The organism is Gibbsiella greigii (genome assembly GCF_039540155.1).
Taxonomy (GTDB): domain Bacteria; phylum Pseudomonadota; class Gammaproteobacteria; order Enterobacterales; family Enterobacteriaceae; genus Gibbsiella; species Gibbsiella quercinecans.
In genome coordinates this window covers 83,237-109,751 of record NZ_BAABEM010000052.1, presented here as the reverse complement: position 1 = coordinate 109,751, position 26,515 = coordinate 83,237, and the positions used below count along the sequence as shown (strand labels likewise).

Here is a 26,515-nt window from a genome sequence, read left to right as displayed (position 1 = left end):
TTGGCTTTCCTCACTCACCCCAGTCACTTACTCCAGTAAGCTCCTGGGGGTTCGCTGCGTCGCCGCCTTCCTGCAACTCGAATTATTTAGAGTATATTACGCCGGAATCATGCCAAATGGGCATGAATTCAATAATTTTAATTCATTTCATGCTCTTGCCGCGCTTGGCTACAGTTAAAGGTAGCGTCGTTTTTTCTTTAAAAAAATTGTCATTTCAATTTGCGACAATGCGGTTTGGAATGGCGGGCAGAGCAAGGATTGTTATGAACTCGGTCAGTGTCGAACAACTCACGCACAAGAAAGATCGCTGGTATCAGATCGTTGAGAATATGCTCAGCGAAGCCGGCATTGCCATTAATGGCAATAATGCATGCGATATTCAGGTACACAATCCTGAATTATTCAAACGGGTGTTGCAGGAAGGCTCGCTCGGTTTTGGCGAAAGTTATATGGATGGCTGGTGGGATTGCGAGCGGCTGGACATTCTGTTCACCCAAATCCTGCGTGCCGGAATTGATGAACGGCTGCCGAAAAACATGGCGGATATCGCCCGCATCCTTTATGCCCGGTTGTTTAACCGCCAGTCCCGCCGGCGCGCCTGGCAGGTGGGGAAAGAGCACTACGATATCGGTAACGATCTGTTCGCCCGCATGTTGGATCCCTACATGCAGTATTCATGCGGTTATTGGAAGGATGCCACAACGCTGGAGCAGGCGCAGCAGAACAAGCTGAAAATGATCTGTGAAAAGCTGCAATTGAAACCGGGCATGTCGCTGCTGGATATTGGCTGCGGTTGGGGCGGCCTGGCCCAGTATGCGGCGCAGAATTACGGCGTTTCCGTGTATGGCGTGACGATCTCCGCCGAGCAGCAGAAACTGGCGCAGCAGCGCTGCGAAGGGCTGGATGTTCAGATCTTGCTACAGGATTACCGTGACCTGGAGCGGCAGTTTGACCGCATTGTCTCGGTGGGCATGTTTGAACATGTGGGGCCTAAAAACTACGATACCTATTTCACCGTAGCGGCGCGGAACCTGAAGCCAAACGGTTTGTTCCTGTTGCACACCATCGGCTCCAACCAGACCGATCTGAACGTTGATCCCTGGATCGACAAATATATTTTCCCCAACGGGTGCCTGCCTTCGGTGCAGCATATCGCTCAGGCGAGTGAAGGGCGGTTTATTATGGAAGACTGGCATAATATCGGGGCGGATTATGATCGGACGCTGATGGCATGGTATGAAAATTTCCGCCAGGCCTGGCCCGCGCTGGAGGGCAGCTATTCGGCGCGCTTTGAACGCATGTTCAGCTATTATCTGAACGCCTGCGCCGGGGCGTTCCGGTCACGTAATATTCAGCTGTGGCAGGTATTGTTCAGCCCAAGTGGCGTGCCGGGCGGCGTGCGGGTTTACCGCTAAGCGTAAGGCTAGGCGTGGGGAAGGAAGGGTTCACCCTCACCCCGGCCCTCTCCCACAGGGAGAGGGGGATACATATAGCTGGCAAATTAATACAGCAGGGAGTAGAGCTGGCGGCGGAACTTGGCGGCCAGCGCATCGCCGGTGCCGAGCGCAGCCATAATATCCATCAGCGTCTTGCGCGCATTACCGTTGGCGGCGGCCAGATCCTTTCTCAGATGCTCCATCAACAGCGTTAATGCTTCTTCATTGCGCCCAACCTGATGCAACTGCAGCGCAAGCTGGATGGCCAGGTCCACGTTGTCAGGCTGTTGTTGCACTTGCTGTTGCAACTGTTGGATCTCCGGGGTATCCGCTGCCTGTTTCAGCAGTTCAATCTGCGCCACCAGGCCCTGATAGCGGGTATCCTGATCCTGCAGCGGGATGGTCGCCAGCACCGCTTCGGCGTCTTCCGTGCGGTTCAAGGCGATCTGTGCTTCCGCCAGCGCCAGGCCGATATCACTGCGCTGGTTGCTAAGTTGCCACGCATCTTTCAGCAGCGGCAGCGCTTCCTGCGCTTGCCCTTCGGCAAGCAGCGCCGTTGCCTGCTCCAGTTTGAGATCTTCTTCCTTTGGCAAAAAACGCTGCAGCAAATCGCGAATAGCCTCTTCCGGCTGTGGGCCCTGGAAGCCGTCTACCGGCTGGCCGTCTTTAAACAGATAAACCGTTGGAATCGAGCGCAAGCCAAACTGCGAGGCGATCATCTGCTCGGCGTCGCAATCCACTTTTGCCAAAATAAACTGCCCGGCATACTCGGCCGCCAGTTTGTCCAGCACCGGGGTAAGCTGCTGGCAGTGTTGGCTGCGTTCGGACCAGAAGTAAAACAGCACCGGGACCGACATGGATTGATCCAGCGTCTGGTGCAGGTTGGTTTCGTTAATATCAACAACGGCTTGAGTTAGCATGTATTTTCTCTCTGAAACTTTCGGAGCCAATAAAGGCTACGTGGGGGCAGTGGCCGGCATCTTCAACCCCCCGGCGCGAATAATAGGGGCGAAACGCCGTTGCCGATGGTGCGCTTAGCCGTTGCTGCGCAGCAGCCAGTCGAGCGCCCGGCCAGGAAGAATACGGCGCAGTATGCTGAGCGCGTGGGCGATCAGCGTCACTGGGTAGCGCAATTTGGGGCGTGGGCTTTCCAGCGCATGGCGCAGTTTGGGCAGGATGGCTTCCGGCGGCAGCGTCAGGCGTTTGGCGATGCCGGGGTTATGCACCGGCTTATCGCGCAGCGCCTGATTCACGTTCTGGCTGAAATGGGTGGCGATCGGGCCGGGCTCGATCAGGCTCACCATGATGCCGCTGCCGTGCAGCTCCATGCGCAGCGCGTCCGACCAGGCCTCCAGCGCGAATTTGCTGGCGGCGTAGGCGCCGCGCCCCGCGCTGGCCACCAGCCCCATCACCGAACTGGTCTGGATAATGCGCCCTTCGCCGTGCGGCAGCATGGCGGGCAGCAGCAGTTGGGTCAGTTGGTGGGTACCGAACAGGTTGGTGGCGAACTGTTTTTCCAACTGGGCGCGGGAAATGCTGCTTAGCGGGCCGTAAACGCCAAAGCCGCCGTTATTGAACAGGCCATATAACCGGCCGCCGGTCAGTTCGATCACTTGGCTGGCCGCGCGTTCAACGCTGACGCTGTCGTCCAGATCCAACTCAATGCCCTCCAGCCCAAGCTGGCGCATGTTTTCCACGTCCTGTGGCTTACGGCAGGCCGCCAGCACGCGATAGCCGCGGTTACGCAGATCCTGCGCCGCTATCAAGCCGATCCCGCTGGAACAGCCGGTTATTAATACCGCTTTTTGCATAACTTTACCTACCGTACGGCCTTATTTAATGAGACTCATGTTTTACTAAGGGTTCCAGGCGCTCTGCCATCCAGGTAGCGATAAACGGCTGGGCATCCTGATTGGGATGCAATCCATCATCCTGCATCCATTCCGGTTTAATCACCACCTGTTCCATAAAGAACGGTAGCAGCGGAATGTTGAACTGCCCGGCAAGCTGCGGGTAAATGGCGCTGAAAGCGTCAGTATAGCGCTTGCCGTAGTTGGGCGGGATGCGAATCTGCATCAGCAGCGGCTGGGCGCCGGCCTGCTGGATTAGCGTGATGATCTGGCTGAGCTGCTGTTGAATATCGGGCGCCGGAAAGCCGCGCAGGCCATCGTTGGCGCCCAATTCAACCAGCACCCAGCGCGGCTGGTGCTGCTTTAGCAGCGCCGGCAGGCGCGCCAGCCCTTGGGCGCTGGTGTCGCCGCTGATACTGGCGTTAACCACCTGTGGGCTACCTGGCTGTTTCTGCCAGCGGGCGGCCAACTGCGTCGGCCAGGCCTGCGCCACCGGCAGGCGGTAGCCGGCGCTTAAACTGTCGCCCAAAATCAATAGGGTATCTGCGGCGGCAGCGCGTAAACTGAATAATCCCAACAGCAAAAGGAAGGGAAGATGCCAGCGGAAAACGTTCTTGAAGTTCATCATCTTAGTAAACACGTTGGTGAGGGGGAACATCGGCTCACCATACTTACCGGTGTCGAGCTGGTTGTCAAACCCGCGCAGACCATCGCCCTGATTGGCGAGTCCGGCTCCGGCAAATCGACGCTGCTGGGCATTCTGGCCGGGCTGGACGACGGCAGCACCGGCGAAGTGCGCCTGCTGGGGGAAAATCTGCCCGCGTTGGATGAAGAAAAACGTGCGGCGCTGCGCGCCAGGGACGTGGGGTTTGTCTTTCAGTCATTCATGCTGGTGCCGACGCTCAGTGCGCTGGAGAATGTGCAGTTGCCCGCATTGTTGCGCGGTGAGAGTGAACGCCAAAGCCGCGAGCAGGCGGTGCAACTGCTGGAGCAACTGGGCCTGGGTAAGCGCCTGGGCCACCTGCCGGCGCAGCTTTCCGGCGGTGAGCAGCAGCGGGTTGCGCTTGCCAGGGCCTTCAGCGGCCGGCCGCGGGTGCTGTTTGCCGATGAGCCCACTGGCAACCTGGATCGCCAGACCGGCGTGCGCATCGCCGATTTGCTGTTTTCCCTCAACCGTGATTTTGATACCACGCTCATCCTGGTCACCCACGACGAAACGCTGGCGGCGCGCTGCCAGCGGCGGCTGCGCTTGCGTGAAGGCAAGCTGTGGGAGGAAGCATGATTTGGCGCTGGTTCTGGCGTGAGTGGCGTTCGCCTTCATTGCTGATTGTCTGGCTGGCGCTGACGCTGTCGGTAGCCTGTGTGTTGGCGCTGGGCAGCATCAGCGATCGGATGAACAAAGGATTAAGCCAGCAAAGCCGGGATTTTATCGCCGGCGATCGGGTTCTGCGCACGGCGCGCCCGGTGCCGGAAGGCTGGATCCTGGATGCGCAGCAGCAGGGGCTACAGGTGAGCCGCCAGCTGTCGTTCACCACCATGACCTATGCCGGCGACCGTCCGCAACTGGCGCAGGTAAAGGCGACCGATTTGGCCTATCCGTTATACGGCACGCTGGAAACGCGCCCGGCCAATGTGAAGCTGGAACCGGGTACGGTGCTGGTGGCGCCGCGCTTGTTGGCGCTGCTGAATGTGAAAGTGGGCGATAACCTGGATGTGGGCGACACCACGCTGCGCATCGCCGGTGAAATTATTCAGGAGCCAGACTCTGGCTTTAACCCGTTCCAGACGGCGCCGCGCATCATCATCAACCTGGCGGACGTGGATAAAACCGGCGCGGTGCAGCCCGGCAGCCGTTTGAGCTATCGCTATATGTTCGCCGGCGCGGCGGAGGATATCCAACGCTATGAAGATCGCCTGGTGCCGCAGCTTACGCCGGGGCAGCGTTGGTACGGGCTGGAGGATTCCGGCAGTGCGCTGGGCAAATCACTGCAGCGCTCGCAGCATTTTCTGTTGATGTCCGCGCTGTTGACGCTGCTATTGTCGATCGCCGCCGTGGCGGTGGCGATGAGCCATTATTGCCGTAGCCGTTACGATCTGATCGCGGTGTTAAAAACCCTCGGTGCCGGGCGCAAGGCACTGCGGCGCCTGATCGCCGGCCAATGGCTGGCGGTGTTGGTGCTGGCCGGGGTTTGCGGCAGCGTCATCGGCTTAGCGTTTGAGGCGTTGCTGATCCGCCTATTGGCACCGGTGCTGCCGGGGGAATTGCCCGCCGCCAGCGCCTGGCCTTGGCTATGGTCGATCGGCGCATTGGTGATGATTTCACTGCTGGTGGGGCTGCGGCCATACCGCCAATTGCTGGCGACGCAGCCGCTGCGGGTATTGCGGCGTGATGTGGTGGCCAACGTATGGCCGCTGCGTTATTTCCTGCCGGCGGCCTTGCTGATTGTGGTGCTGCTGTTGGCGGCGCTGATGGGCGCCAGCACGCTGCTGTGGTCAATCTTAGCCGGGATCGTGGTTCTCGCGTTGCTGTTGGGCGCCATCGGCTGGGGCAGCCTGATGGTGCTGCGGCGCATTACGTTAAAAAATCTGGCGCTGCGGTTGGCGGTCAACCGCCTGTTGCACCAGCCGTGGGTGACGATCAGCCAGCTAGGGGCGTTTTCGCTGTCGTTTATGCTGTTGGCGCTGCTGCTGGTGATGCGCGGCGATATGCTCGATCGCTGGCAGCAACAGTTGCCGCCGGGCACGCCGAACTACTTCCTGCTGAACATGAATGATGCGCAGATGCCCCAGGTGAAGGCATTCCTGGCGCAGCATAAGGTGCATGAGGAAACCTTCTATCCGATTGTTCGCGTGCGGCTGGCTGAAATTAACCAACAGGCGGCGACGGAACGGGTGCATGAAGACGATCCGGGCGGCGAAGCGGTGAACCGCGAATTGAACCTGACCTGGCTGGCGGCGTTGCCGGACCACAACCCGCTGGTGGCCGGCACCTGGCCGCCAAAGGCCGGGGAAGTGTCGATGGAGCAGGGCGTGGCCAAGCGCCTGAATGTCAAACTGGGGGATACGCTGACCTTTAGCGGCGATACCCAGACATTCAGCGCCAAAGTCACCAGCCTGCGGCAGGTGGACTGGGAAAGCCTGAAGCCGAATTTCTACTTTATTTTTCCGCCGGGCGGCCTGGACGGCCAGCCGCAAACCTGGCTGACCAGTTTCCGTTACGATGGCGACGGCAGCATGTTGACCCAGCTTAACCGCCAGTTTCCATCGCTCAGCCTGATGGATGTGGGGGCGATCCTGCAACAAATCGGCGGCGTGTTGCAGCAGGTGAGCCGTGCGCTGGAGGTGATGGTGGTGTTGGTGGTTATCTGCGGGGGCTTATTGCTGTTGGCTCAGGTGCAAGTGGGGATGCGCCAGCGGCGGCAGGAGTTGGTGGTTTACCGGACGCTGGGTGCCGGTAAGCGCCTGCTGCGCGGCACGCTCTGGTGCGAATTTGCGCTGTTGGGGCTGGGGGCCGGTATTGCCGCCGCGCTGGGTGCGGAAGCGGCGCTGTGGCTGCTGCAAAGCCGGGTGTTTGACTTCCCCTGGGAGCCGACCGTGCTGCTGTGGTGGGCGTTGCCGCTGTTCAGTGCGCTGTTGCTTTCGCTGTGTGGCGGTTGGTTAGGCGTGCGTTTGCTGCGCGGCAAGGCGCTGTTTCGCAATTACGAAGGGTGATTGCTCGATAGCTTGAAACGTGCGCTCCCGCTTTCTGGCGCTGGCTTGCCCCTCTCCCGGTGGGAAAGGGGCAAGCCGAAACCGCGGCAGTGAAAATGTCTGGGCGTTAGCCCAGCTTTTGCTGCGCCCACTCCAGCCCGCTTTGGTACTCGGCCGGCAACAGCGGCGCCAGCGCCTGTAACGCCTGCTGCAATGCGGCGCCGTGCGGATCGTTTAAGTTCAGATGGCCGACCTTGCGCCCGGGGCGTACTTCTTTTTCATACCAGTGCAGCCGCACCAGCGGCAGCGACAGCCATTGCGTATTCACCGCGGTGCCGATCAGGTTGACCATCACCGACGGCGTGTTAACCACCGGCTTCGGCAACGGCAAACCCAGGATCGCCCGCAGGTGCAGTTCAAACTGACTGATCGACGCCCCGTTTTGCGTCCAGTGGCCGCTGTTGTGTACGCGCGGCGCCAGTTCGTTGATCAACAAACGATCGCCGACGGTAAAGCATTCCATCGCCATCACCCCAACGTAGTCGAGCTCGTTAAGGATTGCGCCGAGCATCTGTTCGGCCTGCTGTTGCAACGCCGGGAGCGGCTGTGGCAGCGCAACGCTGGTGCGCAGAATGCCGTCCTGATGCAGGTTGTGGGTCAGCGGGTAAAATACCGCCTGGCCATCATGGCCGCGCGCGCCCACCAGCGACACTTCGCCAGAGAAATTGATCCCCTGTTCAACGATGCATTTGCCGTAGGCATCGGCCGGCAGCTCATTCTCCTGGCCGGGGCGCAGGCGCCATTGGCCGCGGCCGTCATAGCCGCCGACGCGCCGTTTCACGATGGCCAACTCGCCCAGTTGGGAAAACACCTGCGGCCATTCGCTGGCATCGGCCAGCAGTTGCCAGGGGGCGGTCGCCAGGTTGAGCCGATCCAGCAGCTGTTTTTGCGTCAGGCGATCGGCCAGGCGCGGGAAAATGTCGCGGTTGACGAATGCGTTATGGCGCGCCAGTTCGCGCGTGAGCGCGGTTTCCGGCCAGCGCTCGATTTCCGCGGTAATCACACTGTTTTGATACGGCACCGCTTCCGGTTCGGCATCAAGGCCAACCGGATAGACCGCAATGCCCAAAGGCTCGCCGGCCTGGCGCAGCATGCGCCCCAATTGGCCGTTACCCAGTACGCAAACCGGTTTCATGCTTCCTCCCGTGGATCCGGGTTATTCAGCACTTCATCGGTTTGCGCCTGGCGCCAGGCTGCCAGGCGCTGCGCCAACGCGTTGTCGTGCAGCGCCAGGATCTGCGCCGCCAGCAGGCCGGCATTGGCCGCACCGGCTTTGCCGATGGCCAAGGTGCCCACCGGGATGCCGCGCGGCATCTGCACGATGGAATACAGGCTGTCGACGCCGCTCAGCGCTGCGCTTTGCACGGGAACCCCCAACACCGGGACCAGCGTTTTGGCCGCCAGCATGCCGGGCAAATGCGCCGCGCCGCCCGCACCGGCGATGATCACATCAAAACCGTTGCCGCTGGCCCGTTCGGCAAAGCTGAACAGTTTGTCCGGGGTGCGGTGGGCAGAGACGATCTCGACGTGGAATGGAACGTTCAGTGCGGTGAGGACGTCGGCGGCGAATTGCATGGTGGCCCAGTCACTTTTGGATCCCATCACAATTGCGATTTTAGCTCCGGCTTGGGTGGCTGAAGCGGCGTTGGCTCCCATGGGTATAAGGCTCCTGTAAATGATACAAGCTTTGGCCGGTTGCGCGGGTGGCAGGCCGTTTGAGGGCGTAGAGCATAACATGTGAGCACGGCGAGGAAAACGGTTGCGTCGCCGCTTTTCACCGGCAAACACGGGAATTTTTTAGCGCGTGTTAACGGCCGCCGCGTAAACAACGCCTTATGGCGGCGTTGGCGAAGGCGGCGGGACTAAAATGGGAAGCGGATCAATTCAACGCCGTTTGCGCTGACCTTAACCATCGAACCTTCGCTGTGCCAGGCGCCGAGCACCACCCGGTGCGCCTCGCCGCTGCTTAACGCGAGCGTATGCACCGCCGGCCGATGGGTATGGCCGTGGATCATCCAATGCACCTGGTGGCGCAGCATGGCCTGCTCTACCGCGTGTTGGTTAACATCCATGATCGCTTCAGATTTGTACTGATTGCTCTGTTGGCTGTGTGCACGCATGTTGGCGGCGATCTTCAGGCGCCAGCGCAGCGGCATGGCAAGAAATAGCGCTTGGATCACCGGGTTGTGCACCCGGCGGCGGAACCGCTGGTAGGCGTGATCGTCCGTACACAGCGTATCGCCATGCAGGATCAGGATCTTTCTGCCGTACAGATCGAGGACTTTTTCTGCCGGCAGCAGCGCCATGCCGCTTTCGCGCGCAAAGCGTTTGCCCAGCAGAAAATCGCGGTTGCCGTGGATAAAGTAGCAGGGCACGCCGGCCAGCTGCAGTGCTTTCAACGCGGCGGCGACTTCACGGTGCAGCGGTTGCGGATCGTCATCGCCAATCCAGGCTTCGAACAGATCGCCAAGGATGTACAGTGCGTCGGCATGGATCGCATCACGTTGCAAAAAACGCAGAAAACCGGCAGTAATTGCCGGTTCCTGTGCGCATAAATGCAAATCTGCAATGAACAGGGTGCTCATGCAGTTGCGATTATTCGCTGACGGTAACGCTGTTGATCACTACATCTTCAATCGGAACGTCCTGGTGCATGCCGCTGCGGCCGGTTTTCACGCCTTTGATTTTGTCGACGACGTCCAGGCCTTCAACCACTTCGGCAAATACGCAGTAGCCCCAGCCCTGAGCGTTTTCGCCACGGAAGTTCAGGAAGTCATTGTCGACAACGTTGATGAAGAACTGGGCGGTGGCAGAGTGCGGATCGTTGGTGCGGGCCATTGCCAGGGTGCCACGGGTGTTTTTCAGGCCGTTGTTGGCTTCGTTTTTGATTGGCGCCTGGGTGCTTTTCTGGTTCATGCCTGGCTCAAAGCCGCCGCCCTGGATCATGAATCCATTGATAACACGGTGGAAGATGGTGTTGTCGTAGAAGCCTGCACGGCAGTAGTTCAGGAAGTTTTCAACGGTAACCGGCGCTTTGTCAGCAAAGGTCTTGATAACGATATCGCCGTGGTTGGTGTGGAAAGTAACCATATTTTAATCCTAACAAGGTGAAGTGAGATGCCACATATACGCTCAACATACGCGTTGCCGGAAAGCCAGCGCGCCTGTCATTACAGCGTGCACGATCAGACCGCTCTTATAACATATCTCACTTAGCGAGTCAGTATTGGCGGGTTGGGGCGGTATGTTGCAATACGGGATTTTTTGCCCTGCCTGGTGATACTATTCATGGTTATGAGCTTTTTTACCGGCCTGGGCAGCAAACCCGTGCCTGAACCTTGCATTACATCACCCTTCGGGGTTCAATACGCAGCATTAAGTTGATGCCCTGTAATCAATACTGTTATCACGTACACCACGGAATATCCTGATGCTAAAGATTTTTAATACCCTGAGTCGCCAAAAAGAGGAATTCAAACCTATTCATGCCGGGAAAGTAGGCATGTACGTGTGCGGGGTGACTATTTATGATTTGTGCCACATTGGCCACGGGCGCACCTTTGTCGCCTTTGACGTGGTGGCGCGCTATCTGCGCTACCTGGGCTACGATCTGGATTATGTGCGCAATGTTACCGACGTTGACGACAAAATCATTCGCCGCGCGGCGGAAAACGGCGAAACCTGCGAGCAACTGACGGCGCGCATGCTGGCCGAGATGCACGCGGATTTCGATGCGCTGCTGATCGAACGGCCAGACCAGGAGCCGCGCGCTACCCAGCATATTGGCGAAATTATCGCGCTTACCGAGCGCCTGATCGCGCGCGATCATGCCTATGTGGCGAGCAACGGCGACGTGATGTTCGCTATCGACAGCGATCCGGATTACGGCTTGCTGTCGCGCCAGGATCTGGATCAACTGCAGGCCGGCGCGCGCGTGGAAATCGATGACGTAAAACGCAACCCGATGGACTTCGTGCTGTGGAAGATGTCCAAGCCGGGCGAGCCGAGCTGGCAATCGCCATGGGGGCCGGGCCGCCCAGGGTGGCACATTGAGTGCTCGGCGATGAACTGCAAACAGCTTGGCACCCATTTCGATATCCACGGCGGCGGCTCGGATCTGATGTTCCCACACCATGAGAACGAGATCGCCCAATCAAGCTGTGCGCACGACGGCCCGTACGTCAATTATTGGATGCACTCCGGCATGGTGATGATTGACAGAGAGAAGATGTCTAAATCCTTAAACAACTTCTTTACCATCCGTGACGTGTTGGGGCATTACGATCCTGAAACCGTGCGTTATTTCCTGATGTCCGGCCATTATCGCAGCCAGTTGAACTACAGCGAAGAGAACCTGAAACAGGCGCGTGCTTCGCTGGAGCGCTTGTACACTGCGCTGCGCGGCACCGACGCCGCGGCCCTGCCAGCCGGCGGTGAAGCCTTTGAGGCACGCTTCCGGGAAGCGATGGACGATGATTTCAACACGCCGGAAGCCTATTCGGTGCTGTTTGATCTGGCCCGCGACGTCAACCGCCTGAAAGGGGAAGATATGGCGGCGGCCAACAGCCTGGCGGCGGAGCTGCGCAAACTGGCGAAGGTGCTTGGCCTGTTGCAGCAGGAGCCAGAGCAGTTTTTGCAAAGCGGCGCACAGGCGGATGACGGTGAGGTGGCGGAGATTGAAGCGCTGATCAAACAACGCAACGACGCCCGCCAATCCAAAGACTGGGCGGCAGCAGATGCGGCGCGCGATCGCCTAAACGAAATGGGTATTGTGTTGGAAGACGGCGCGCAGGGAACGATCTGGCGCCGTAAGTAACCGTGATAATGGCAACCTGCGTGGCGGGTTGCCCGCTTTCCACCGCGGTTTTCAACGATAGCCGGCGGCGATAACAGTGCAGCCGGCCATCAATAGGGCAGGGTTACGCAGTTACGGTGATCTGTTGCCCGGCGTAGCTGACCGTTTGCCCGGCGAGGATTTTGCAACGCTTACGGGTTTCCACCGCGCCGTCTACCGTAACCAAGCCATCGGCAATGGCGTTTTTCGCCTGCGCGCCGCTTTCGCTCAAGCCTTCCAGTTTCAGCAGATCGCACAGTTCGACGTGCGGGTATTTACCCAGGGAAAAGGTTGCCATCTTAGTGGTTCTCCGTGTCATGGTACTCTTCACACGCCTGTAGCGTGTTTTGGATCAACGTGGCGACCGTCATTGGCCCAACGCCGCCCGGTACGGGGGTGATGTACGAGGCTTTGGCGGCGGCTTCTTCAAACAGCACGTCACCCACTACTTTACCGCTTTCCAGCCGGTTGATGCCCACATCGATCACGATCGCGCCTTCTTTGATCCATTCACCCGGGATAAAGTTCGGCTTGCCGACGGCGACGATAAGCAGATCGGCATGTTCGATATGGTGGCGCAGGTTTTTGGTAAAGCGGTGGGTGACGGTGGTGGTGCAACCCGCCAGCAGCAGCTCCATACTCATTGGGCGGCCAACGATGTTGGACGCGCCGACCACCACGGCATTCAGCCCGAAGGTATCGATGTTGTAGCGCTCCAGCAGGGTGACGATACCGCGTGGTGTGCAGGGGCGCAGCTTCGGCGCACGCTGGCACAGGCGGCCGACGTTGTACGGGTGGAAGCCATCAACGTCTTTATCCGGCAGGATGCGCTCAAGCACTTTGACGTTATCGATACCGGCCGGTAGCGGCAACTGCACTAAGATGCCGTCGATTTCTGTGTCTGCGTTCAGCGTGTCGATCAGGGCCAGCAGCTCCGCCTCAGAGGTGGAGGCGGGCAGATCGTAAGAGCGGGAAATAAAGCCGACCTCTTCACAGGCGCGGCGCTTGCTAGCGACGTAAATCTGTGAGGCCGGGTTTTCACCGACCAGTATCACCGCCAGGCCGGGAGCACGTTTGCCAGCGGCCAGACGTTGTTTAACATGCTCAGCCACTTCATTTCTAACCTGCTGCGCAATCGTTTTACCATCAATAATTTTTGCTGCCATCAGTGAGGAAATCCATCAATTAAGAAAAGCGGGGGGATGGCGCTATTTTGTCAGAAGCTGGCCGCGCTGTCAGGCGTTGAATCAGGGTTATTGCGTGGAACGGCGTCGGACTTGGCTGATTTGCGGCTTTTTAGCTGCCATAACACAGGGGGGATTGGTGCCGGTGGCAGGGGGGAATGCTAAGGCCGCTGGGTGAAATAGCAATGATTAACGGTGGGATAGCGATGCCGCATGTGCGAAAAATCGCCATAAGGCACCGCTGCCGGCGCAACCCTATGAAAAGGCATTGACTCAGTACCGGCTGACCGTATAATCCCAACCCGCAACCCCCGGTTGCCGCATCCCAATGCGCCCTTAGCTCAGTTGGATAGAGCAACGGCCTTCTAAGCCGTAGGTCACAGGTTCGAGCCCTGTAGGGCGTACCATTAAATATCAATGGGTTACGTCTCTCAACCTGTTTTCTCTTTTCCTGTGTGGGACAGATTTGGGACTCCCCCCGAAAATCGCATCTATGGAATTGCCTGCTCAACTGCAATTGTTGGCGCGGTCGGTTTCCAGTACAGCTTCGATGTTTATCTGTTCCCGTTTTGCTGCCGCGTCTAATTGGTCCGAGTAAATAGTTAAACCTCCGCTTCTTTTATCCCATGAGAGAACGCGGTGCTGATTTTATCGATATGTTCATTAATGGCGTTCAGAACCGGTCAGGTAGCTGCTGCGATATGCTATGCTGATCCGCCCCAGAGTGGGGCTTTACATCCAATATGGAGTAATAAAATGAACGATAATAGAAAATTTATTATTGACCGAGAAAACTTACCTCCTTTGTATCCAACTCATCGACATTCGTCTGAGTTTTGGGAGCAACTAGGGCGAACAGTGGCTACATTTGGTTTCCTGGAAGAAGTACTTGGTAAAGCCATCTTTGCGTTTACAGCAACAAAAAATTATAACAGCGAAGATATAGAAAAAGCCTGTTACGCATGGTTAGGAAAGCTTGAGTTAGCTTTAACCGGAGAGCTTTTTTCTCTTGCAGAATGTTATGGTAAAGCTGTTCGGGAAAATGAAGCTTCAACATTCAAAGATATTGATTTACTAGTCGATGATATTAAAAAAGCCGCGAAAATTCGTAATGTGCTGTGCCATGCGTCTTGGAGAGCCCCTGACCAAGGTGGGAAATCTATACCGCTATTTGTACAGAAAAAAACTCTCGAAAAGTTCGAGACAGCCGTTGATATCGACTTTCTTAGGCAGGTACGAAAGTATGTCGTTGATTTGGCTTGTTGCGTTATTGATAGTGTGACCGTTATGGGATGGCAGTTCCCAGGAGGGGCCGGCCCTGGTGAGCCAATTATCAAAATATAGGGAGTTCTTTTATCCAGATAAAAGTGTTTAGGTGTGTGTATTGCTTGAATATGGATAATTTTATATATAACAGTATATTTGTTTTTTTATCGATTCCTGTAGGCGATTTTTGATATATTTATCACTAAGATGAATTTATGCTAATAAAAATCACTCAAATTTATCATTCTGATGCGTGTGCTTTTTATTCGGAAGATATCATTGATATAAGTCAACAATTAAACACTTGATCAGACAAGCCACTCACATACGGCTCTGCACGATACAAATAATCACTTCTCATCCTCAAACCAGCCAGACATCATTAAATTACGGCAATTTAAAAAATTAATAGTTAGATGAAAATAATTAATTTATTTTTTGGTATATCGATCTGAATATTTGATCTGCGTATTTTTATTATTCTACTATCGCGGGTAAAGAAATGTAGCGTCTCATCCGTCATTAGCATGTTGAAGCTATCCAAAAAATGTAAGGAGGCATCCATACTGTGCGCTGATGCGGCTAAGAATGATAAACACCATGGGTTAATGAACGGACAGCGCACAATACTCACCAGGACGGGGAAGGCAATGACCATACGGCACAGCTTAACTTCTATCGCTTTTGCCAACTGCTCGAGCGGGCGCCCAATACCCGCCTGGGCACGAACCACACGCCCGACACTGACCCCGATAAACCAGATGCACCGCCCACGGTCAGAACGAATTTCTTCGGCCTGTACGGCGTGGACTCTCCACTTCTCACGGCCATCATTGATGATATCAATCAGGAGAGCTACGGGGCCGATGCGATGGCGGCGTTTCTGGATATCTTCAACCACCGGCTGATGACCCAGTTTTACCGTATCTGGCATAAGTACAGCTACCCGGCCACCTTTGAGCCCGGCGGCACGGATAATATTTCACAAGCCCTGATGGCGCGGGCGGGGATCGCCCACAGTCGGGACCTGCCGCCATCCCGCTTACTGGCAATCCTGTAGCCCCTGCTGCATCCGGCACACGCACAACGGAAGGCATTGCAGCGGTCATCCGCAGCCATGTACCGCATACAGCGGTGCATGTGTTCCCGCATCACCCGGCAATAATGCCGGTAGCAAAACGGACCCGGCTCTCGCTACGTGATGGCATGACGCTCGATCAGCATCCGATCCTGGGGAACGAAACCACCGTTGCCGGGTACTGCTCAAGGGTGGAACTCTCAACGGAAGACCCCGGTGAGGCAAAAGGCTGGATGCCCGATGGTCAGCTCAGGCAGGACGTGATGGTGCTACTGCGCACGTATCTTGGGTGTGATTATGATGATGCGCGGCTCTGGCTGACTATTCCCACCCGGTTGCTGCCGGTTCCCCGGCTTGGTGAACCGGGGTTGTTCTCTGGGTATAATGTGATGCTGGGGCTGAGGAACGACAATCTGGAGCAGATGCCGAAAACCACCCGCATCAGAGTAGGGCGGCTCCGGGAAAATAGCGCGGAGTTTGGGCGGGTATGATTAATGCGTAAAAAAATAAATAATGAAAACAAAATAATGTGTGTATACCCAAAATAATTCGAGTTGCAGGAAGGCGGCAACGCAGCGAATCCCCAGGAACTTACAGGAGTAAGTTCCTGGGGTGAGTGAGGAAAGCCAACACACCTGTAACTCGAAGTATGAAGGGTATAATACATTTCACCCGTGTTAACGGAGACATGGCTTTGATGGAACGCTTAAAAATACCTTCGCTTGTTATCAGAATAGGGCTGGCGGTCGGGATTATCATTATTGGTATTGTCATCTGGACCAATGTGATGGCCCGGTGGGGAAATGGCTCGCCACCTGCGCCTTACCCGGCGGATCAACAGGCTGATCTTATTGTGGTTAACAAGGCGGCACGGCATTTGGTATTGATGCGTCAGGGAAGGGTTATTGGCAGCTATGCTGTTTCTCTGGGGGCCGGTGCTGACCAGGGCGCCAAACGGCGTGAGGGCGATAAGAAAACCCCCGAAGGGCGTTACTTGATTGACGGGCGTAACCCTCATTCACGTTTTTATCTCAGTTTACATATTTCCTATCCTGATCTGAATGACCTACAGCGTGGAAAAGCGGGGGGATATAAACCTGGTGAAAATATCATGATTCACGGGGTGCCCAACGGGTGGGGATGGTTCAGCGCGATATTCAGCCATTTTGACTGGACCGATGGTTGTATCGCGGTCAGCAACGCAGACATGCAGCAGATCTGGGCCAGAGTGCCGACCGGGGTTGCCATCACGATTGCGCCATGATCAGCGGCAATAACATTGGCAGCCCCTCCGTATGAGCTGTCTCTTATACACAAGTCTGTATTTTGTTGTTTTTTATAGTAATTATTTTAAGCTTGTTGATAGGGTGCTCAAAAATAATTCATTTAAAATCAGTTAACTAGATTTCTCAGATTATAGCTGTTTTTCTGCAATCTGAGATGTGTATAAGAGACAGCCGTATGAGAGGGGGTGCCAGTGCCCGGCATTATTTAGTCGTGTAGCCCCCGTTGACCAGAATCGTCTGCCCGGTCATCCACCAGCCGTCGCTGACCAGAAAGCGGACCCAGGGAACGATGTCTTCAATATCCGTCAGGCCGGTTTTACTGAAAGGGGCCAAGGCCGCCGCGGTTTTGTGGTAAGCCACGGCATCCACGCCTTCGGCCGGATAAAAGAACGGCGTGTCCATTGGCCCGGGGCCGATAGCGGTGACGGAAATACCGCGTTCGCCCAGCTCTTTCGAAGCCGCACGCGTGAAGTGTTCAACCGGCGCTTTCATGCCCGCATAGGCAGCATAGAACGGGGTGTAGGCACCGAGCAGCGAAGTAACCAGCGTGCAGATTTTACCGTTATCCCGGACGTGTTTACCTGCTTCTTTCAGGAAGAAAAACGCAGATTTAGCGTTAACGGCGCTCATGTCATCAAACTCTGCTTCGGTGATCTCGGCCATCGGCTTCTTGAGCACTTTCCCTACGGTGTTGATGGCGATGTCCGGTGCTCCCAGCGCAGCAGCGGCGTCAGCAAAGAGCTTTTCCATGGCGGTGGCAGAGGTCAAATCAGCCTGGAGCGCCACCGCGTCCGCGCCGGCGGCCTTGATCGCCGTGACAGTGGCTTCGGCATCTTTGCGCGTCGCGTCGCTGTTATAGTGAATCGCAATGGCACGGGCCCCTTGCTGCGCGAAATCACGGGCAATCAGGCCCCCGAGATTCTTAGCCCCACCGGCGATTAGAACGGTTTTACCTTTGATAGCGTGGTCGGTCATGTTCCAACTCCTGTGTCGGTTATTGACGGGGTGTTCGTAAAAACAGCTTAATACAACGAAATGATGTATAAAGGCCCATTATCTGTATGCACTATTCAGCATTAACGAATAATGAGAGCCTATGGACACCATCGAACTGTTCCGGATATTTATCCGTGTTGCGGAAAATGGCAGCTTTATTCGGGCGGCGGAGACGATGAACCGGCCCGCCTCGACCGTTTCTGCCGCTATCAAAGAACTTGAGTCCCGGCTAGGGACCCGCCTTTTACACCGCACCACGCGCAGCGTTTCACTGACCTCCGACGGAAGCGCGTTTTATGCGCGCTGCCAGGTTGTGGTTCAGGATGTGGAAGAAACCGAGAATCTTTTCCGGCAGGCTGATGGCCATGTGCAGGGGAAAATCAGGGTGGATGTGCCTGGGCGGGTCGGAAGGCGCATTATCGTGCCCGCGCTACCTGATTTTTTTGCCCGTCATCCCTCGATTCAGATTGATCTCGGTGTGACCGACCGCAGCGTGAATCTTCCGGAGGAAGGCATTGACTGCGCCATTCGCGTTGGTGTGCTGAATGACTCAGGGATGGTGGCGCGCAGGGTCGGTTATCTGAAGTTTATTAATGTGGCTTCCGCGGGCTACATTTCCTCTTTCGGCGCACCCGAATCACCGGAGCAGCTTGATAAGCATTTTACTGTGGGTTATGTCTCGCCGACGACCGGGCGCCAGGAACGTTGGGAATGGCAACGTGATGGAGAAACGTTCAGTACGGACGTTAACAGTTTACTGACCGTTAATAACGCCGAAGCGTATATCGAGGCTTGCGTCGCGGGCATGGGGATGATTCAGATCCCGGAATATGACGTGAGTGAACGCCTGGCGGCCGGTGCCCTGCGTGAGGTTATGCCGGCTTTTTTGCCTCGCCCGCTTCCTGTCAGTATTTTGTATCCCAGCCGAAGGCATCTTGCACGCCCGCTCCAACTATTTATTGCCTGGCTTGAGCCGCTATTAGTGGAAAAAATGCGGCTCAGCAAAATAGCTTAAGTTTGCCTCCGTGTTAGCAGGGGATTTATTATACTGAAACATACGATGGCGCAGGCTAAATAGCCCATGCGTCATCATGTTTGAAAAAAACTGAACGTAATAAACAAAACTATTCACTATCAACGTTGTTAATAGCTTGTGAAAATGTCTTTCCTAATGCTTGCTCATTAATGAGGGTAGTGCAGTGAATAATATGAAAAAGATCGCCATCGCGTTGTTTGCGGTAACAAGTCTTTATGTCCCGCTGTCACAGGCAGAAGCTGTAAAATACGAGCTCAACCCGGAACATACTTCCGTTATTGTAACCTGGAACCACTTCGGTTTTTCTCATCCAACAGCGGTGATCCCGAATGCCAAAGGCGAACTGGTGTTCGATAAAGAAAGCCCTGAAAAATCAACCATCAATGTTACTCTTCCGGTTTCTGAAATAGACAGCCACGTTCCGCTGCTGACCAAAGAGTTCAAGGGTGCGGAATATTTTGACGTGGCGAAATATCCTTCGGCGACGTTCCGTAGCACCAAAGTTATCGCCAAGGGTGATAATCAGTTCGACGTTGAAGGTAACCTGACCATTAAGGGCACCACTAAACCGGTCACGCTGCATGCCACCCTCAACAAACAGGATATTCAGCCGATGCTGAAAAAGCCTGCTATCGGGTTTGATGCCGTAGGTACGATCAAACGCTCTGACTTTAAAATTGATAAATATGTTCCTGCCGTTGCTGATGAAATCACACTGACTATCTCAACCGAAGCCTATAGTAAATAACCGGTTGTTTTCTGGCTGGCCTGTGCCAGCCAGATATTGATGTCCCCCCCAATAACACGCCGCTCTTTTTAGCACTTGGTTCCCCTGCTGAAATCGCCCCCAGGTTCGCCAAAACCGCCGCGCCCCGGTGCCATAAGGCAGCAGCGCTGGCCTGTTTTGGTGCACGCGCCGCAGCTGCGTGACCGCCGCCTTCCGTTTTATACCCATTCCGCTTTGGCACGATAAATGCTTGCATTAGCACTCCTGTATATACATGTATGTTTATAAACGGCCTGCGTGTCAGAGCTGTGTCTTAATCGTCTATTTCACAGGGAATAATGCTGATGTCGCGGGTTGCCTTGGCAGGCGTGATCCACCAGTATCAAGTTTTACCAACAAGCCGGTATTACGCTTCACCGGCATAAACACAGGTTTCACCTGCAGCAGGCCAATAACCTCGCCTGCCTTTTACCGCATGATTTTTCAGGGAGTAAGCAATGAAAAAACAACTGTTATCCGCCTGCTTGGCTGGGTTGCTGGGCTTTTGCGGCGCGGCGGCGGCCCAACAGACGCTGCGTTTTGGCGTCGATCCGACCTTCCCGCCCTTTGAGTCCAAAGCGCCGGATGGCGCGTTGCAGGGCTTCGACATTGATTTGGGCAATGCGATTTGCCATCAGGCCAAGGTGCAATGCCAATGGGTGCAAATCGGTTTTGACGGCATTATCCCTGCGCTGCAGGCCAAAAAGTTCGACGCTATCTTGTCCGCTATGTCGATGACGGATAAGCGCCGCCAACAGGTTGCCTTCTCCGACATGGTTTACAACACGCCGAGTGCGCTGGTCGCCCCGAAAGGCAGCGGGTTAAAGGCTGATATCGCCACCCTCAAGGGCAAAAACATTGGTGTAGCCCAGGGCACCATTCACGAATCCTGGGCCAACGAAAAATGGGCGCCGGCGGGCGTACATGTGGTTGCCTACCCGAACCAGGAAGAGCTGTGGCCGGATCTGGTTACCGGCCGGTTAGACGGCACGCTGACCAATGCCGTATCGGCCGATGAGGGATTTCTGAGCCGGGATCAGGGCAAAGGTTACGCCATCGTGGCAACGTTGGCGGATAAGAAATTCTTTGGCGAAGGCGTTGGGATCGGTTTGCGTAAAGATGATAAGGCCAATCTGGCCCTGATTAACCAGGCGCTGGCCGAGCTACATAAAAATGGTGAATATGATCGCCTGACCAAAAAGTACTTCCATTTCAACGTCTACCCAAACAAGGAATAAGGCCGTGACGGATGCCGTGGCATTACCTGATTATGGCGCCCAGCGGGCGCGTTTTCTTGCGGCAGTGCAGCGGGCCGGCGGGGCGTTGAGCCACTGGCGGCACCCGCTGCCCGGCCCGCAAGGCGAAACCCTATATACCGATGTTGCGTTGATCGGCCCGGCGCAGGCCAGCCGCCTGCTGGTGATTATTTCCGGCACGCACGGGGTAGAGGGCTACTACGGTTCAGAGAGCCAGATCGCCTGGCTGGATGAATACGATCCGCACGCCTTGCCGCCGGATACTGCCGCGGTGCTGATCCATCTGATCAACCCCTGGGGCACCGCCTGGCTGCGGCGCGTAAACGAAGACAACATTGATCTTAACCGTAATTTCGTCGATTTTGGGCAACCGCTGCCGGTGAACGCAGATTATGAAAAATATCATGCGTTTTATCATGGCGAGCGGGAGCCGGCGGATCGTGCGTTGGCGGCGGTGTTGGGCGCCCAGGGCTGGCCGGCAGTGAAGCGGGTGGTGGAAGCCGGGCAGTATCGCCATGCCGACGGCCTGTTCTTCGGCGGCGTGGGCGAGAGTTGGTCGCGCCAAACCCTGAAACAGATTATCGAACGCCACCTTAGCCACGCCCGGCGGATCATCAGTTTTGACCTGCATACCGGTGCTGGCGCCTGGGGCCACCCGATGCTGCTGGCTATTTCCGAAACGCCGCGCCCGGAGCAGGCGCTTGCCCGGCAGTGGTTCGGCGAATGGCTCACCGTATTGTTTACCGGTGCCGGGCGCGAGAGCGACACCGGCGTTACGGCCAGCGCAACCGGCTATCTGTCCCAGTTTATGCTGGATAGCCTGCCTGGCGTGGAACTGATCCAACTGGTGATTGAGTGCGGCACCCTGAGTGGGGAACAGATGCACCAGCGGGTGCGGAACGATCACTGGCTGCACTTGGCAGGCGATCCGCTTAGCCCCGCTGGGCGGGCGGTGAAGCAGGCGCTGGTGGCCGGTTTCTGGCCGGCGGATGAGGACTGGCGTGAGCTGGTGGCGCTGCGTACCCGGCAGATTTTCCGCCGGGCGTGGCGGGCGTTAGCGGAAAGCGAGCCTTTATAGCCGCCCGTAAAACGTCATGCGAGCCGTTTCAGACAGGGCGATCCCCGGTTGTGCGTTCCAGGCCAGCACCGCCAGCATCCGGGGTTTTTCACCTTCGGTCGGGGTGACCCGGTGCAGCGCGTTGCGCCCGCGAAAGAGCACCAGATCACCTGGCTCAATCGCCAGTTTGGCGACCGGGCGTTGTTCATCCAGCACCTCCGCCACCCCGGCGTAGTTCATTTCGCCGGCGTCGGCGTCACGCAGATCGCGGACATATTCGAACACGCCGCCGCCCAACGGTTTTTGGATCAGCAACGTGATGGCGAACGATGAATTGTCGAAATGCCAACCCAGTTGCTGATCGGCGTGGGCGTAGTGCAGGTTGATGGACGACAGCGGATCGGCATAAGGCCACAGCGCTTCTTCTTCCAGCACATCGCACAGGAAATCGCGGAACTGGGCATCGTTATAAAGCTGGCGCAGCGGGGAATCCGGCGCAACCTGATCGTCGGTAATGCAGCCCTTGGTGGAGACAACCTCACGGTTGCGCGGATGCTCGGCCGGCAAGGCCGGATCGGGTTTCAGCAGGTAAACGTTATGGCGGTTGACGGCGTACCAGGCCAAATGGTGGCGGGCCTCGCCTTCCTGGCGTACCTGCTCGAGCGCTGCGCCGGTCAGGAAGCCGCGCAGTACCAGCGCGCCGTCGCGCTGCAGCGTTTCCCGGCAGGTCTGGCGCCAGGCGGGATCCGCTAAGGGATGGGCATCGATTTGGACGATGGTGTTCAACATGGTTTTGGTTCTCGTTTTGTGCAGGTGGCGTTCACTATAAGCAGCCTGCCGCTATCAGCCGTAGCAAAAATTTCTTAACGCTAACAAAAGGAAAGTTATATGCCGCCCGTGCAGCCCAAATTGCCGAAAATGAACAGCATCCAGGCCTTTCAGGTGGCGGCGGAAGCAGGGAGCCTGGCGAAAGCGGCGGCGCTGCTGGCATTAACTCCCGCCGCGGTGAGCCAGCAAATCCGGTTATTGGAGGAACAACTGCACGTCACGCTGTTTGTGCGCACCCGCAGCGGCGTGAAACTGACCGAGGCGGGCAAAGAATACCTGCGCTATGTGAAAGAGGCGTTCGAGATCCTGCAACTGGGGCAGCATAACCTGAATGCGGAGCGCCAGGCGCAGCGGCTTGCGCTGTACTGCCTGCCGGCGCTGGCTTCGCTGTGGCTGCTGCCCGGCCTGGCAAGCTGGGAACACTATTGCCCAGAGGTGGATCTGGCGCTGCACGCCACCCACGGCCATGTGGATTTCAACGCCATGTCGGCGAACTTTGTTATTTGCTTCGGCGTGCATCAGTACCCCCAACTGGAAAAGCGCCGGCTGTTTCAGGATGAGGTGTTGCCGGTGGCCAGCCCGGCGCTGGCGGCCGCCATCAATGGCCTGGCCGGCCTGGCTACGGCGCCGCTGATTCATCTTGATTGGGGGCAGGACGGGCGCTTTTTGCCCAACTGGCGCGAGTGGTGCCAGGCCCGAGGGATCGCCGCGCCTGGCGGGCGCCGGCATCTGACCTTTAATCTCACCTCGCTGGCCATTGATGCGGCAATCCAGGGCCACGGCCTGTTGCTTGGGCAGCGGCGGCTGATCGGCCCAGCGCTGAAAAGTGGCCAATTGGTGGTGCTCGATAGCCTGAGCCTGCCGCTTAGCAAACCTTATTTTGTCGCCTGGCCGCCAGGTAGCCTTGAGTTGCCCGGCGGGCGGCAACTGCTGGCGTGGCTGCTGGCGATGGCCCAAGGCGTATAGATTGCGCGCCCATTTCTTAATAGTTATACTCACGGCAGGCGTGATCTGCGCCGCCATCTGCGGAAAGGGCTACGCCCAGGATTGTTTGCCCACAGCGTATCTTACGACTCCCTACCTGAATGCGGATAAGGTAATGATAAGGAGTTCGTATGTCTGCATCACACATCGACAATGGTCACATCAACCTTGAGCAACAACGCAAACGCGCGAAGGCACTGCTGCGTCGGTTAAAACAAGGCGCTGCGCCTGATGAATTGGCCTTGCTTCAGCGCCTCAATCCCACCGCTGCTATCACCCTGTCGGGCGCCCAGTGGCTGATCGCCCGCGGCCTTGGTTTTAGCAGTTGGCCCAAATTAAAAGCGCACGTAGAGGCGCTCGATTTCGCTGCCCGCTATCCCAGTTTCGCCGCGGACAACGAAGCGCATACCGCGCACTGGCGCTGCGGCAATGATATCGAACACGCGCTACGGATTGCCGGTTTCCGTGGGGAATTCCAAACGCTGAGCGATCCTTTCTGCATGGGGCCGGTTCAGGATCTGCCCTTTGCGCAATACCGGGCGCAGCGCACTGAATTCATCAGTAGTGCCTTTGGTATTGCAAAGGCCGAGGTCACGTCGCGTTTTGATAACGAATACCAGTGCCTGGAAAATCTGGCGCACAGTGCCAACGCTATATTGTGGTGCGAAGCGGATGCCTACGATCAACTGTTCCTGATCCGGGTGTTGGCCGGCCTGAAACGGCTGCCGCAGAAACTGGAGCTGATTGAAATAAACCACGTGCCAGGGGTTGAGCGCTTTATTGGCATCGGCCAGCTTTCCCCCGATGTGCTGGCCTGGCTGTGGCCGCAGCGCAGGCCCATTGGGGCTGCGGCGCACCGTTTGGCCTGCCAGGCGTGGGCCGCGTATTGCAGCGCATCGCCGGTGCAACTGGCGGCGCTTGCGCACCAGCCCCATGCGGCGCTGCCTTTGCTTGCCCCGGCCTTGCTGCGGCAATTACAAGAGCTACCGCACATTCAGGATGGGCTGTCGCTAACGGAACGCTTGGCGTTGCACTACATCCATCAGGCCGGCCCAGTGGCATTCGGTAACGTTTTCGCCGTGCTTAACGCAGAGCTGGATCCGCTGCCTTATTTAGGCGATTTAATGTTCCATGCCTTGATCCGGCCGCTGATTGATGCGGATGAACCCCTGCTGATAGAGGCCGATCCACAGCGTGAATGGCCCGCGCGGCGATTAACGCTGACCGAATTGGGGCTGGCGGTAGTGAAAGGCCAGGCATACTGGCCGGATTATGCCTCGCAGGCGCGCTGGGTGGGTGGGGTATGCATCGCGCCACGCCAAGCGCACTGGGCGATTGACGCCGAACTTTCCCCGGTCTGGCGCGAATCGTAATCCTTATTTGCCGCGGATTTTCGAGGGGGGATTATTCCCCCTTCACCTTTTACGCTGTAGGACGTTCGTTCCAAGAGTCTGTGTACTGGATATTTCCATCAACAATACGCCAGGTGATTTTTTCATACTGCAGGCTGACGCTCTCGACATGATTCATTTTATCGTTGCCAGCTAATTTCACGTTAGGTACACCGCAGTTAACGCCAGTAATTTTCACGTTTTCCATCAACACGGTGTAATAGCAGACCTCTTGTCCTGCATCGTTTATGTGGTAGAAGCGAATCTCTGCGCTTTTCAGCGACTGGCCAGTCGCTGCGGCTTTATAAAGATACGGTGTAGAGCTATCAACTTCCTTTTCAATCATCATAGATGAATGCTGACGTGTGCCAGTTATTTTACCATTGGCACTATCTACAGGTAGGTTAATGCCGTGACTTAATCCGATGATCTCTATACTTCCTTCGCGGTCTTGAACATCTACAGAACCTTTAATTCCTGCGCCGCCATCATCTTTAAGCCACATATATGGAGGGATTGGCATTTATTTTTTCCTTATTTTTTTGACTAACTTCATTGATAAAATATAAATCACAGTAGTGGTAGGGAAAACTGTGATTACAGAAATGTAAAAATAAAGGTCATAAAAATTATCTGCCCCTATCTCACCTGCACCATAAATCATATGGCCTATACGAACTGCTAAATCATGGTCAAACCATACTTCAGGATTGCCCAATGAGCGCGCTACAACCAAAGAGAGCAGAAGATATAATGTAACTTTGGAAATCCTACGGACAAGTGTTGTTATAGCCATTGGCTACCACCTCAACCCAACCACGTGCCATAAGATATTTCATGCAAGGAACCTGCATCGCTGTTGTTCTCATTAACGCATTTCTGATAAGTGCATAATCTGAGTTATGTGCGATCGTTATACAGCCTTCGGAGACTTGGCCTGGGTGAAGTCTGAATAGCCCACGTTTAACGCCATTAATCCAAGTATGATCATCAATGCTCCAATCATCCTTGTACAAGGCAAACCATTCATCACGCCCAAATTCAGCACCGTAGTAGTACTTATTGAATAAATCTTGAGATTTAGCTTTAATCCACGAACCGATACCACCAGTTCCACGCTCTACGATCCAATACTTACCTGGCGGTAATGGCCCATCATTGGGGATAGCCCCACATGCCCCCTTGTTCCGATAAACCCCCTTACCAGAGAACGCCATAAACGCGCCCACGCCGTACAGATTGAAAGGCGCGTAATCAGCCCCGTTTAGAATCATTTTTCCATGTAATGCCATAAATCACCACATATCCCTGTAATGTAAGCAGGCTAATAGTACCGCTGTTTTGTTATGCCGGCTAGATTAAAATCTGGCTTTATACAACGGAAAGGCATTGGTGCTACATATCAATAAGTATAAAAATCAACCTATGGAACCCCTTGTTGCATATGCGTTTGGCGCATGCGCCCAGGGGGTGACGTGACGATTGCGGTGCCGGCTGTTCAGTAGTGAGGCGGTGCC

General features: G+C 56.1%; 28 protein-coding genes and 1 tRNA gene. 15 read left to right on the top strand and 14 right to left on the bottom strand.

The genetic code is table 11. The features are described 5' to 3' along the window. Positions 1–263 precede the first annotated feature (263 nt). Positions 264–1,415 (top strand): cyclopropane-fatty-acyl-phospholipid synthase, encoded by a 1,152-nt coding sequence (gene cfa, locus AC559G_RS24215; protein WP_498915208.1) that lies wholly within the window; start codon positions 264–266, stop codon positions 1,413–1,415. Positions 1,416–1,501: 86 nt separating this feature from the next. On the opposite strand, the gene AC559G_RS24210 is transcribed toward cfa, so the two are convergent. The 3 genes from AC559G_RS24210 to tesA form a co-directional block, all read right to left on the bottom strand. Beyond that, a complete protein-coding gene (locus tag AC559G_RS24210; protein ID WP_498915207.1) occupies positions 1,502–2,356 on the bottom strand; it encodes a co-chaperone YbbN in 855 nt (284 codons plus the stop codon). Positions 2,357–2,470: 114 nt separating this feature from the next. Beyond that, positions 2,471–3,247: an SDR family oxidoreductase gene (locus tag AC559G_RS24205; protein WP_498915205.1), complete on the bottom strand. Its 777-nt coding sequence runs from the start codon at positions 3,245–3,247 to the stop codon at positions 2,471–2,473. A gap of 25 nt (positions 3,248–3,272) precedes the next feature. After that, on the bottom strand, positions 3,273–3,911 hold the full coding sequence (tesA, locus tag AC559G_RS24200; RefSeq protein ID WP_498915318.1) for a multifunctional acyl-CoA thioesterase I/protease I/lysophospholipase L1: 639 nt from the start codon (positions 3,909–3,911) through the stop codon (positions 3,273–3,275). Here tesA and ybbA point away from each other — a divergent pair. Together ybbA and ybbP are read left to right on the top strand one after the other, a co-directional pair. Further along, entirely contained in the window at positions 3,882–4,568 is a 687-nt protein-coding gene (gene ybbA, locus AC559G_RS24195) for an ABC transporter ATP-binding protein (protein WP_498915203.1), read from the top strand. The two genes, tesA and ybbA, sit on opposite strands and share 30 nt — an antisense overlap. Further along, positions 4,565–6,997 (top strand): ABC transporter permease, encoded by a 2,433-nt coding sequence (gene ybbP / locus AC559G_RS24190; protein ID WP_498915201.1) that lies wholly within the window; start codon positions 4,565–4,567, stop codon positions 6,995–6,997. Before ybbA ends, ybbP begins: the two co-directional genes overlap by 4 nt. Positions 6,998–7,103: 106 nt before the next feature. Here the strand turns inward: ybbP and purK are convergent, their stop codons facing one another. The 4 genes from purK to ppiB form a co-directional block, all read right to left on the bottom strand. Next, entirely contained in the window at positions 7,104–8,171 is a 1,068-nt protein-coding gene (gene purK, locus AC559G_RS24185; protein ID WP_498915199.1) for a 5-(carboxyamino)imidazole ribonucleotide synthase, read from the bottom strand. Beyond that, positions 8,168–8,692: a 5-(carboxyamino)imidazole ribonucleotide mutase gene (gene purE / locus AC559G_RS24180; protein WP_498915197.1), complete on the bottom strand. Its 525-nt coding sequence runs from the start codon at positions 8,690–8,692 to the stop codon at positions 8,168–8,170. Before purE ends, purK begins: the two co-directional genes overlap by 4 nt. A 206-nt stretch (positions 8,693–8,898) precedes the next feature. After that, complete coding sequence (gene lpxH, locus AC559G_RS24175; protein WP_498915196.1) at positions 8,899–9,621, bottom strand: UDP-2,3-diacylglucosamine diphosphatase; 723 nt, start codon at positions 9,619–9,621, stop codon at positions 8,899–8,901. A 10-nt stretch (positions 9,622–9,631) separates the two neighbouring features. After that, positions 9,632–10,126 carry a peptidylprolyl isomerase B gene (gene ppiB, locus AC559G_RS24170; RefSeq protein WP_498915194.1) on the bottom strand — a complete coding sequence of 165 codons (495 nt, stop codon included), beginning with the start codon at positions 10,124–10,126 and terminating at the stop codon, positions 9,632–9,634. A gap of 340 nt (positions 10,127–10,466) precedes the next feature. Here ppiB and cysS point away from each other — a divergent pair, with 340 nt between their 5' ends. Beyond that, positions 10,467–11,852, top strand: a complete 1,386-nt coding sequence (gene cysS / locus AC559G_RS24165) for a cysteine--tRNA ligase (RefSeq protein WP_498915192.1) — start codon at positions 10,467–10,469, stop codon at positions 11,850–11,852. A gap of 103 nt (positions 11,853–11,955) precedes the next feature. On the opposite strand, the gene ybcJ is transcribed toward cysS, so the two are convergent. Beyond that, positions 11,956–12,168: a ribosome-associated protein YbcJ gene (gene ybcJ / locus AC559G_RS24160; protein ID WP_095845545.1), complete on the bottom strand. Its 213-nt coding sequence runs from the start codon at positions 12,166–12,168 to the stop codon at positions 11,956–11,958. A 1-nt stretch (position 12,169) separates the two neighbouring features. Next, on the bottom strand, positions 12,170–13,036 hold the full coding sequence (gene folD, locus AC559G_RS24155) for a bifunctional methylenetetrahydrofolate dehydrogenase/methenyltetrahydrofolate cyclohydrolase FolD (protein ID WP_438597104.1): 867 nt from the start codon (positions 13,034–13,036) through the stop codon (positions 12,170–12,172). A gap of 348 nt (positions 13,037–13,384) precedes the next feature. Here folD and AC559G_RS24150 point away from each other — a divergent pair. The 5 genes from AC559G_RS24150 (at position 13,385) to AC559G_RS24130 (ending at position 16,662) form a co-directional block, all read left to right on the top strand. Continuing rightward, positions 13,385–13,461, top strand: a tRNA-Arg gene (locus AC559G_RS24150). Positions 13,462–13,810: 349 nt separating this feature from the next. Further along, a complete protein-coding gene (locus tag AC559G_RS24145) occupies positions 13,811–14,398 on the top strand; it encodes a hypothetical protein (RefSeq protein ID WP_498915191.1) in 588 nt (195 codons plus the stop codon). Between the two features lie 727 nt (positions 14,399–15,125). After that, entirely contained in the window at positions 15,126–15,380 is a 255-nt protein-coding gene (locus AC559G_RS24140) for a type VI secretion system baseplate subunit TssG (RefSeq protein ID WP_498915189.1), read from the top strand. Continuing rightward, positions 15,356–15,889 (top strand): type VI secretion system baseplate subunit TssG, encoded by a 534-nt coding sequence (locus tag AC559G_RS24135; protein ID WP_498915316.1) that lies wholly within the window; start codon positions 15,356–15,358, stop codon positions 15,887–15,889. Before AC559G_RS24140 ends, AC559G_RS24135 begins: the two co-directional genes overlap by 25 nt. A gap of 206 nt (positions 15,890–16,095) precedes the next feature. Continuing rightward, positions 16,096–16,662 (top strand): L,D-transpeptidase family protein, encoded by a 567-nt coding sequence (locus tag AC559G_RS24130; protein WP_498915314.1) that lies wholly within the window; start codon positions 16,096–16,098, stop codon positions 16,660–16,662. A gap of 223 nt (positions 16,663–16,885) precedes the next feature. Here AC559G_RS24130 and AC559G_RS24125 read toward each other — a convergent pair whose 3' ends face one another. Continuing rightward, positions 16,886–17,659, bottom strand: coding sequence for an SDR family oxidoreductase (locus AC559G_RS24125; protein WP_498915188.1), 774 nt, complete (start codon positions 17,657–17,659; stop codon positions 16,886–16,888). Positions 17,660–17,780: 121 nt separating this feature from the next. Between AC559G_RS24125 and AC559G_RS24120 the strand changes: the two genes are divergently transcribed. The 4 genes from AC559G_RS24120 to AC559G_RS24105 all read left to right on the top strand — a co-directional run bounded on the left by AC559G_RS24120 (position 17,781) and on the right by AC559G_RS24105 (position 21,816). After that, complete coding sequence (locus AC559G_RS24120; RefSeq protein WP_498915186.1) at positions 17,781–18,695, top strand: LysR family transcriptional regulator; 915 nt, start codon at positions 17,781–17,783, stop codon at positions 18,693–18,695. Positions 18,696–18,888: 193 nt separating this feature from the next. After that, complete coding sequence (locus AC559G_RS24115; protein ID WP_498915185.1) at positions 18,889–19,464, top strand: YceI family protein; 576 nt, start codon at positions 18,889–18,891, stop codon at positions 19,462–19,464. Positions 19,465–19,940: 476 nt separating this feature from the next. Further along, entirely contained in the window at positions 19,941–20,720 is a 780-nt protein-coding gene (locus AC559G_RS24110; RefSeq protein WP_498915183.1) for an ABC transporter substrate-binding protein, read from the top strand. A gap of 16 nt (positions 20,721–20,736) precedes the next feature. After that, complete coding sequence (locus AC559G_RS24105) at positions 20,737–21,816, top strand: DUF2817 domain-containing protein (RefSeq protein WP_498915312.1); 1,080 nt, start codon at positions 20,737–20,739, stop codon at positions 21,814–21,816. On the opposite strand, the gene AC559G_RS24100 is transcribed toward AC559G_RS24105, so the two are convergent. Beyond that, positions 21,811–22,584, bottom strand: a complete 774-nt coding sequence (locus tag AC559G_RS24100; protein WP_498915182.1) for a phytanoyl-CoA dioxygenase family protein — start codon at positions 22,582–22,584, stop codon at positions 21,811–21,813. The two genes, AC559G_RS24105 and AC559G_RS24100, sit on opposite strands and share 6 nt — an antisense overlap. 99 nt (positions 22,585–22,683) lie before the next feature. Here AC559G_RS24100 and AC559G_RS24095 point away from each other — a divergent pair, with 99 nt between their 5' ends. Together AC559G_RS24095 and AC559G_RS24090 are read left to right on the top strand one after the other, a co-directional pair. Then, positions 22,684–23,589: a LysR family transcriptional regulator gene (locus AC559G_RS24095; RefSeq protein ID WP_498915180.1), complete on the top strand. Its 906-nt coding sequence runs from the start codon at positions 22,684–22,686 to the stop codon at positions 23,587–23,589. A gap of 149 nt (positions 23,590–23,738) precedes the next feature. After that, positions 23,739–24,980: a DUF1835 domain-containing protein gene (locus AC559G_RS24090; RefSeq protein WP_498915178.1), complete on the top strand. Its 1,242-nt coding sequence runs from the start codon at positions 23,739–23,741 to the stop codon at positions 24,978–24,980. Positions 24,981–25,029: 49 nt separating this feature from the next. Here the strand turns inward: AC559G_RS24090 and AC559G_RS24085 are convergent, their stop codons facing one another. Genes AC559G_RS24085 through AC559G_RS24075 form a run of 3 tightly spaced genes read right to left on the bottom strand, consistent with a single transcriptional unit; the run spans position 25,030 to position 26,290 of the window. Next, positions 25,030–25,521 (bottom strand): Hcp family type VI secretion system effector, encoded by a 492-nt coding sequence (locus AC559G_RS24085; RefSeq protein WP_416261839.1) that lies wholly within the window; start codon positions 25,519–25,521, stop codon positions 25,030–25,032. Then, positions 25,522–25,794, bottom strand: coding sequence for a hypothetical protein (locus AC559G_RS24080; protein ID WP_416261840.1), 273 nt, complete (start codon positions 25,792–25,794; stop codon positions 25,522–25,524). It lies immediately after the preceding gene. Then, complete coding sequence (locus AC559G_RS24075; protein WP_498915176.1) at positions 25,769–26,290, bottom strand: DUF2778 domain-containing protein; 522 nt, start codon at positions 26,288–26,290, stop codon at positions 25,769–25,771. Before AC559G_RS24075 ends, AC559G_RS24080 begins: the two co-directional genes overlap by 26 nt. Between the last annotated feature and the right edge of the window lie 225 nt (positions 26,291–26,515).

Coding starts and splice junctions, on each gene's coding strand:
- purK (WP_498915199.1), bottom strand. CDS start 8,171: ATGAAACCGGTTTGCGTACTGGGTAACGGCCAATTGGGGCGCATGCTG.
- ybcJ (WP_095845545.1), bottom strand. CDS start 12,168: ATGGCAACCTTTTCCCTGGGTAAATACCCGCACGTCGAACTGTGCGAT.
- AC559G_RS24110 (WP_498915183.1), top strand. CDS start 19,941: ATGAAAAAACAACTGTTATCCGCCTGCTTGGCTGGGTTGCTGGGCTTT.
- AC559G_RS24095 (WP_498915180.1), top strand. CDS start 22,684: ATGCCGCCCGTGCAGCCCAAATTGCCGAAAATGAACAGCATCCAGGCC.
- AC559G_RS24145 (WP_498915191.1), top strand. CDS start 13,811: ATGAACGATAATAGAAAATTTATTATTGACCGAGAAAACTTACCTCCT.
- AC559G_RS24130 (WP_498915314.1), top strand. CDS start 16,096: ATGGAACGCTTAAAAATACCTTCGCTTGTTATCAGAATAGGGCTGGCG.
- cfa (WP_498915208.1), top strand. CDS start 264: ATGAACTCGGTCAGTGTCGAACAACTCACGCACAAGAAAGATCGCTGG.
- AC559G_RS24085 (WP_416261839.1), bottom strand. CDS start 25,521: ATGCCAATCCCTCCATATATGTGGCTTAAAGATGATGGCGGCGCAGGA.
- lpxH (WP_498915196.1), bottom strand. CDS start 9,621: ATGAGCACCCTGTTCATTGCAGATTTGCATTTATGCGCACAGGAACCG.
- folD (WP_438597104.1), bottom strand. CDS start 13,036: ATGGCAGCAAAAATTATTGATGGTAAAACGATTGCGCAGCAGGTTAGA.
- AC559G_RS24210 (WP_498915207.1), bottom strand. CDS start 2,356: ATGCTAACTCAAGCCGTTGTTGATATTAACGAAACCAACCTGCACCAG.
- AC559G_RS24075 (WP_498915176.1), bottom strand. CDS start 26,290: ATGGCATTACATGGAAAAATGATTCTAAACGGGGCTGATTACGCGCCT.
- purE (WP_498915197.1), bottom strand. CDS start 8,692: ATGGGAGCCAACGCCGCTTCAGCCACCCAAGCCGGAGCTAAAATCGCA.
- cysS (WP_498915192.1), top strand. CDS start 10,467: ATGCTAAAGATTTTTAATACCCTGAGTCGCCAAAAAGAGGAATTCAAA.
- AC559G_RS24115 (WP_498915185.1), top strand. CDS start 18,889: ATGAAAAAGATCGCCATCGCGTTGTTTGCGGTAACAAGTCTTTATGTC.
- AC559G_RS24090 (WP_498915178.1), top strand. CDS start 23,739: ATGTCTGCATCACACATCGACAATGGTCACATCAACCTTGAGCAACAA.
- ybbA (WP_498915203.1), top strand. CDS start 3,882: ATGCCAGCGGAAAACGTTCTTGAAGTTCATCATCTTAGTAAACACGTT.
- AC559G_RS24120 (WP_498915186.1), top strand. CDS start 17,781: ATGGACACCATCGAACTGTTCCGGATATTTATCCGTGTTGCGGAAAAT.
- AC559G_RS24125 (WP_498915188.1), bottom strand. CDS start 17,659: ATGACCGACCACGCTATCAAAGGTAAAACCGTTCTAATCGCCGGTGGG.
- ppiB (WP_498915194.1), bottom strand. CDS start 10,126: ATGGTTACTTTCCACACCAACCACGGCGATATCGTTATCAAGACCTTT.
- AC559G_RS24100 (WP_498915182.1), bottom strand. CDS start 22,584: ATGTTGAACACCATCGTCCAAATCGATGCCCATCCCTTAGCGGATCCC.
- AC559G_RS24080 (WP_416261840.1), bottom strand. CDS start 25,794: ATGGCTATAACAACACTTGTCCGTAGGATTTCCAAAGTTACATTATAT.
- ybbP (WP_498915201.1), top strand. CDS start 4,565: ATGATTTGGCGCTGGTTCTGGCGTGAGTGGCGTTCGCCTTCATTGCTG.
- tesA (WP_498915318.1), bottom strand. CDS start 3,911: ATGAACTTCAAGAACGTTTTCCGCTGGCATCTTCCCTTCCTTTTGCTG.
- AC559G_RS24205 (WP_498915205.1), bottom strand. CDS start 3,247: ATGCAAAAAGCGGTATTAATAACCGGCTGTTCCAGCGGGATCGGCTTG.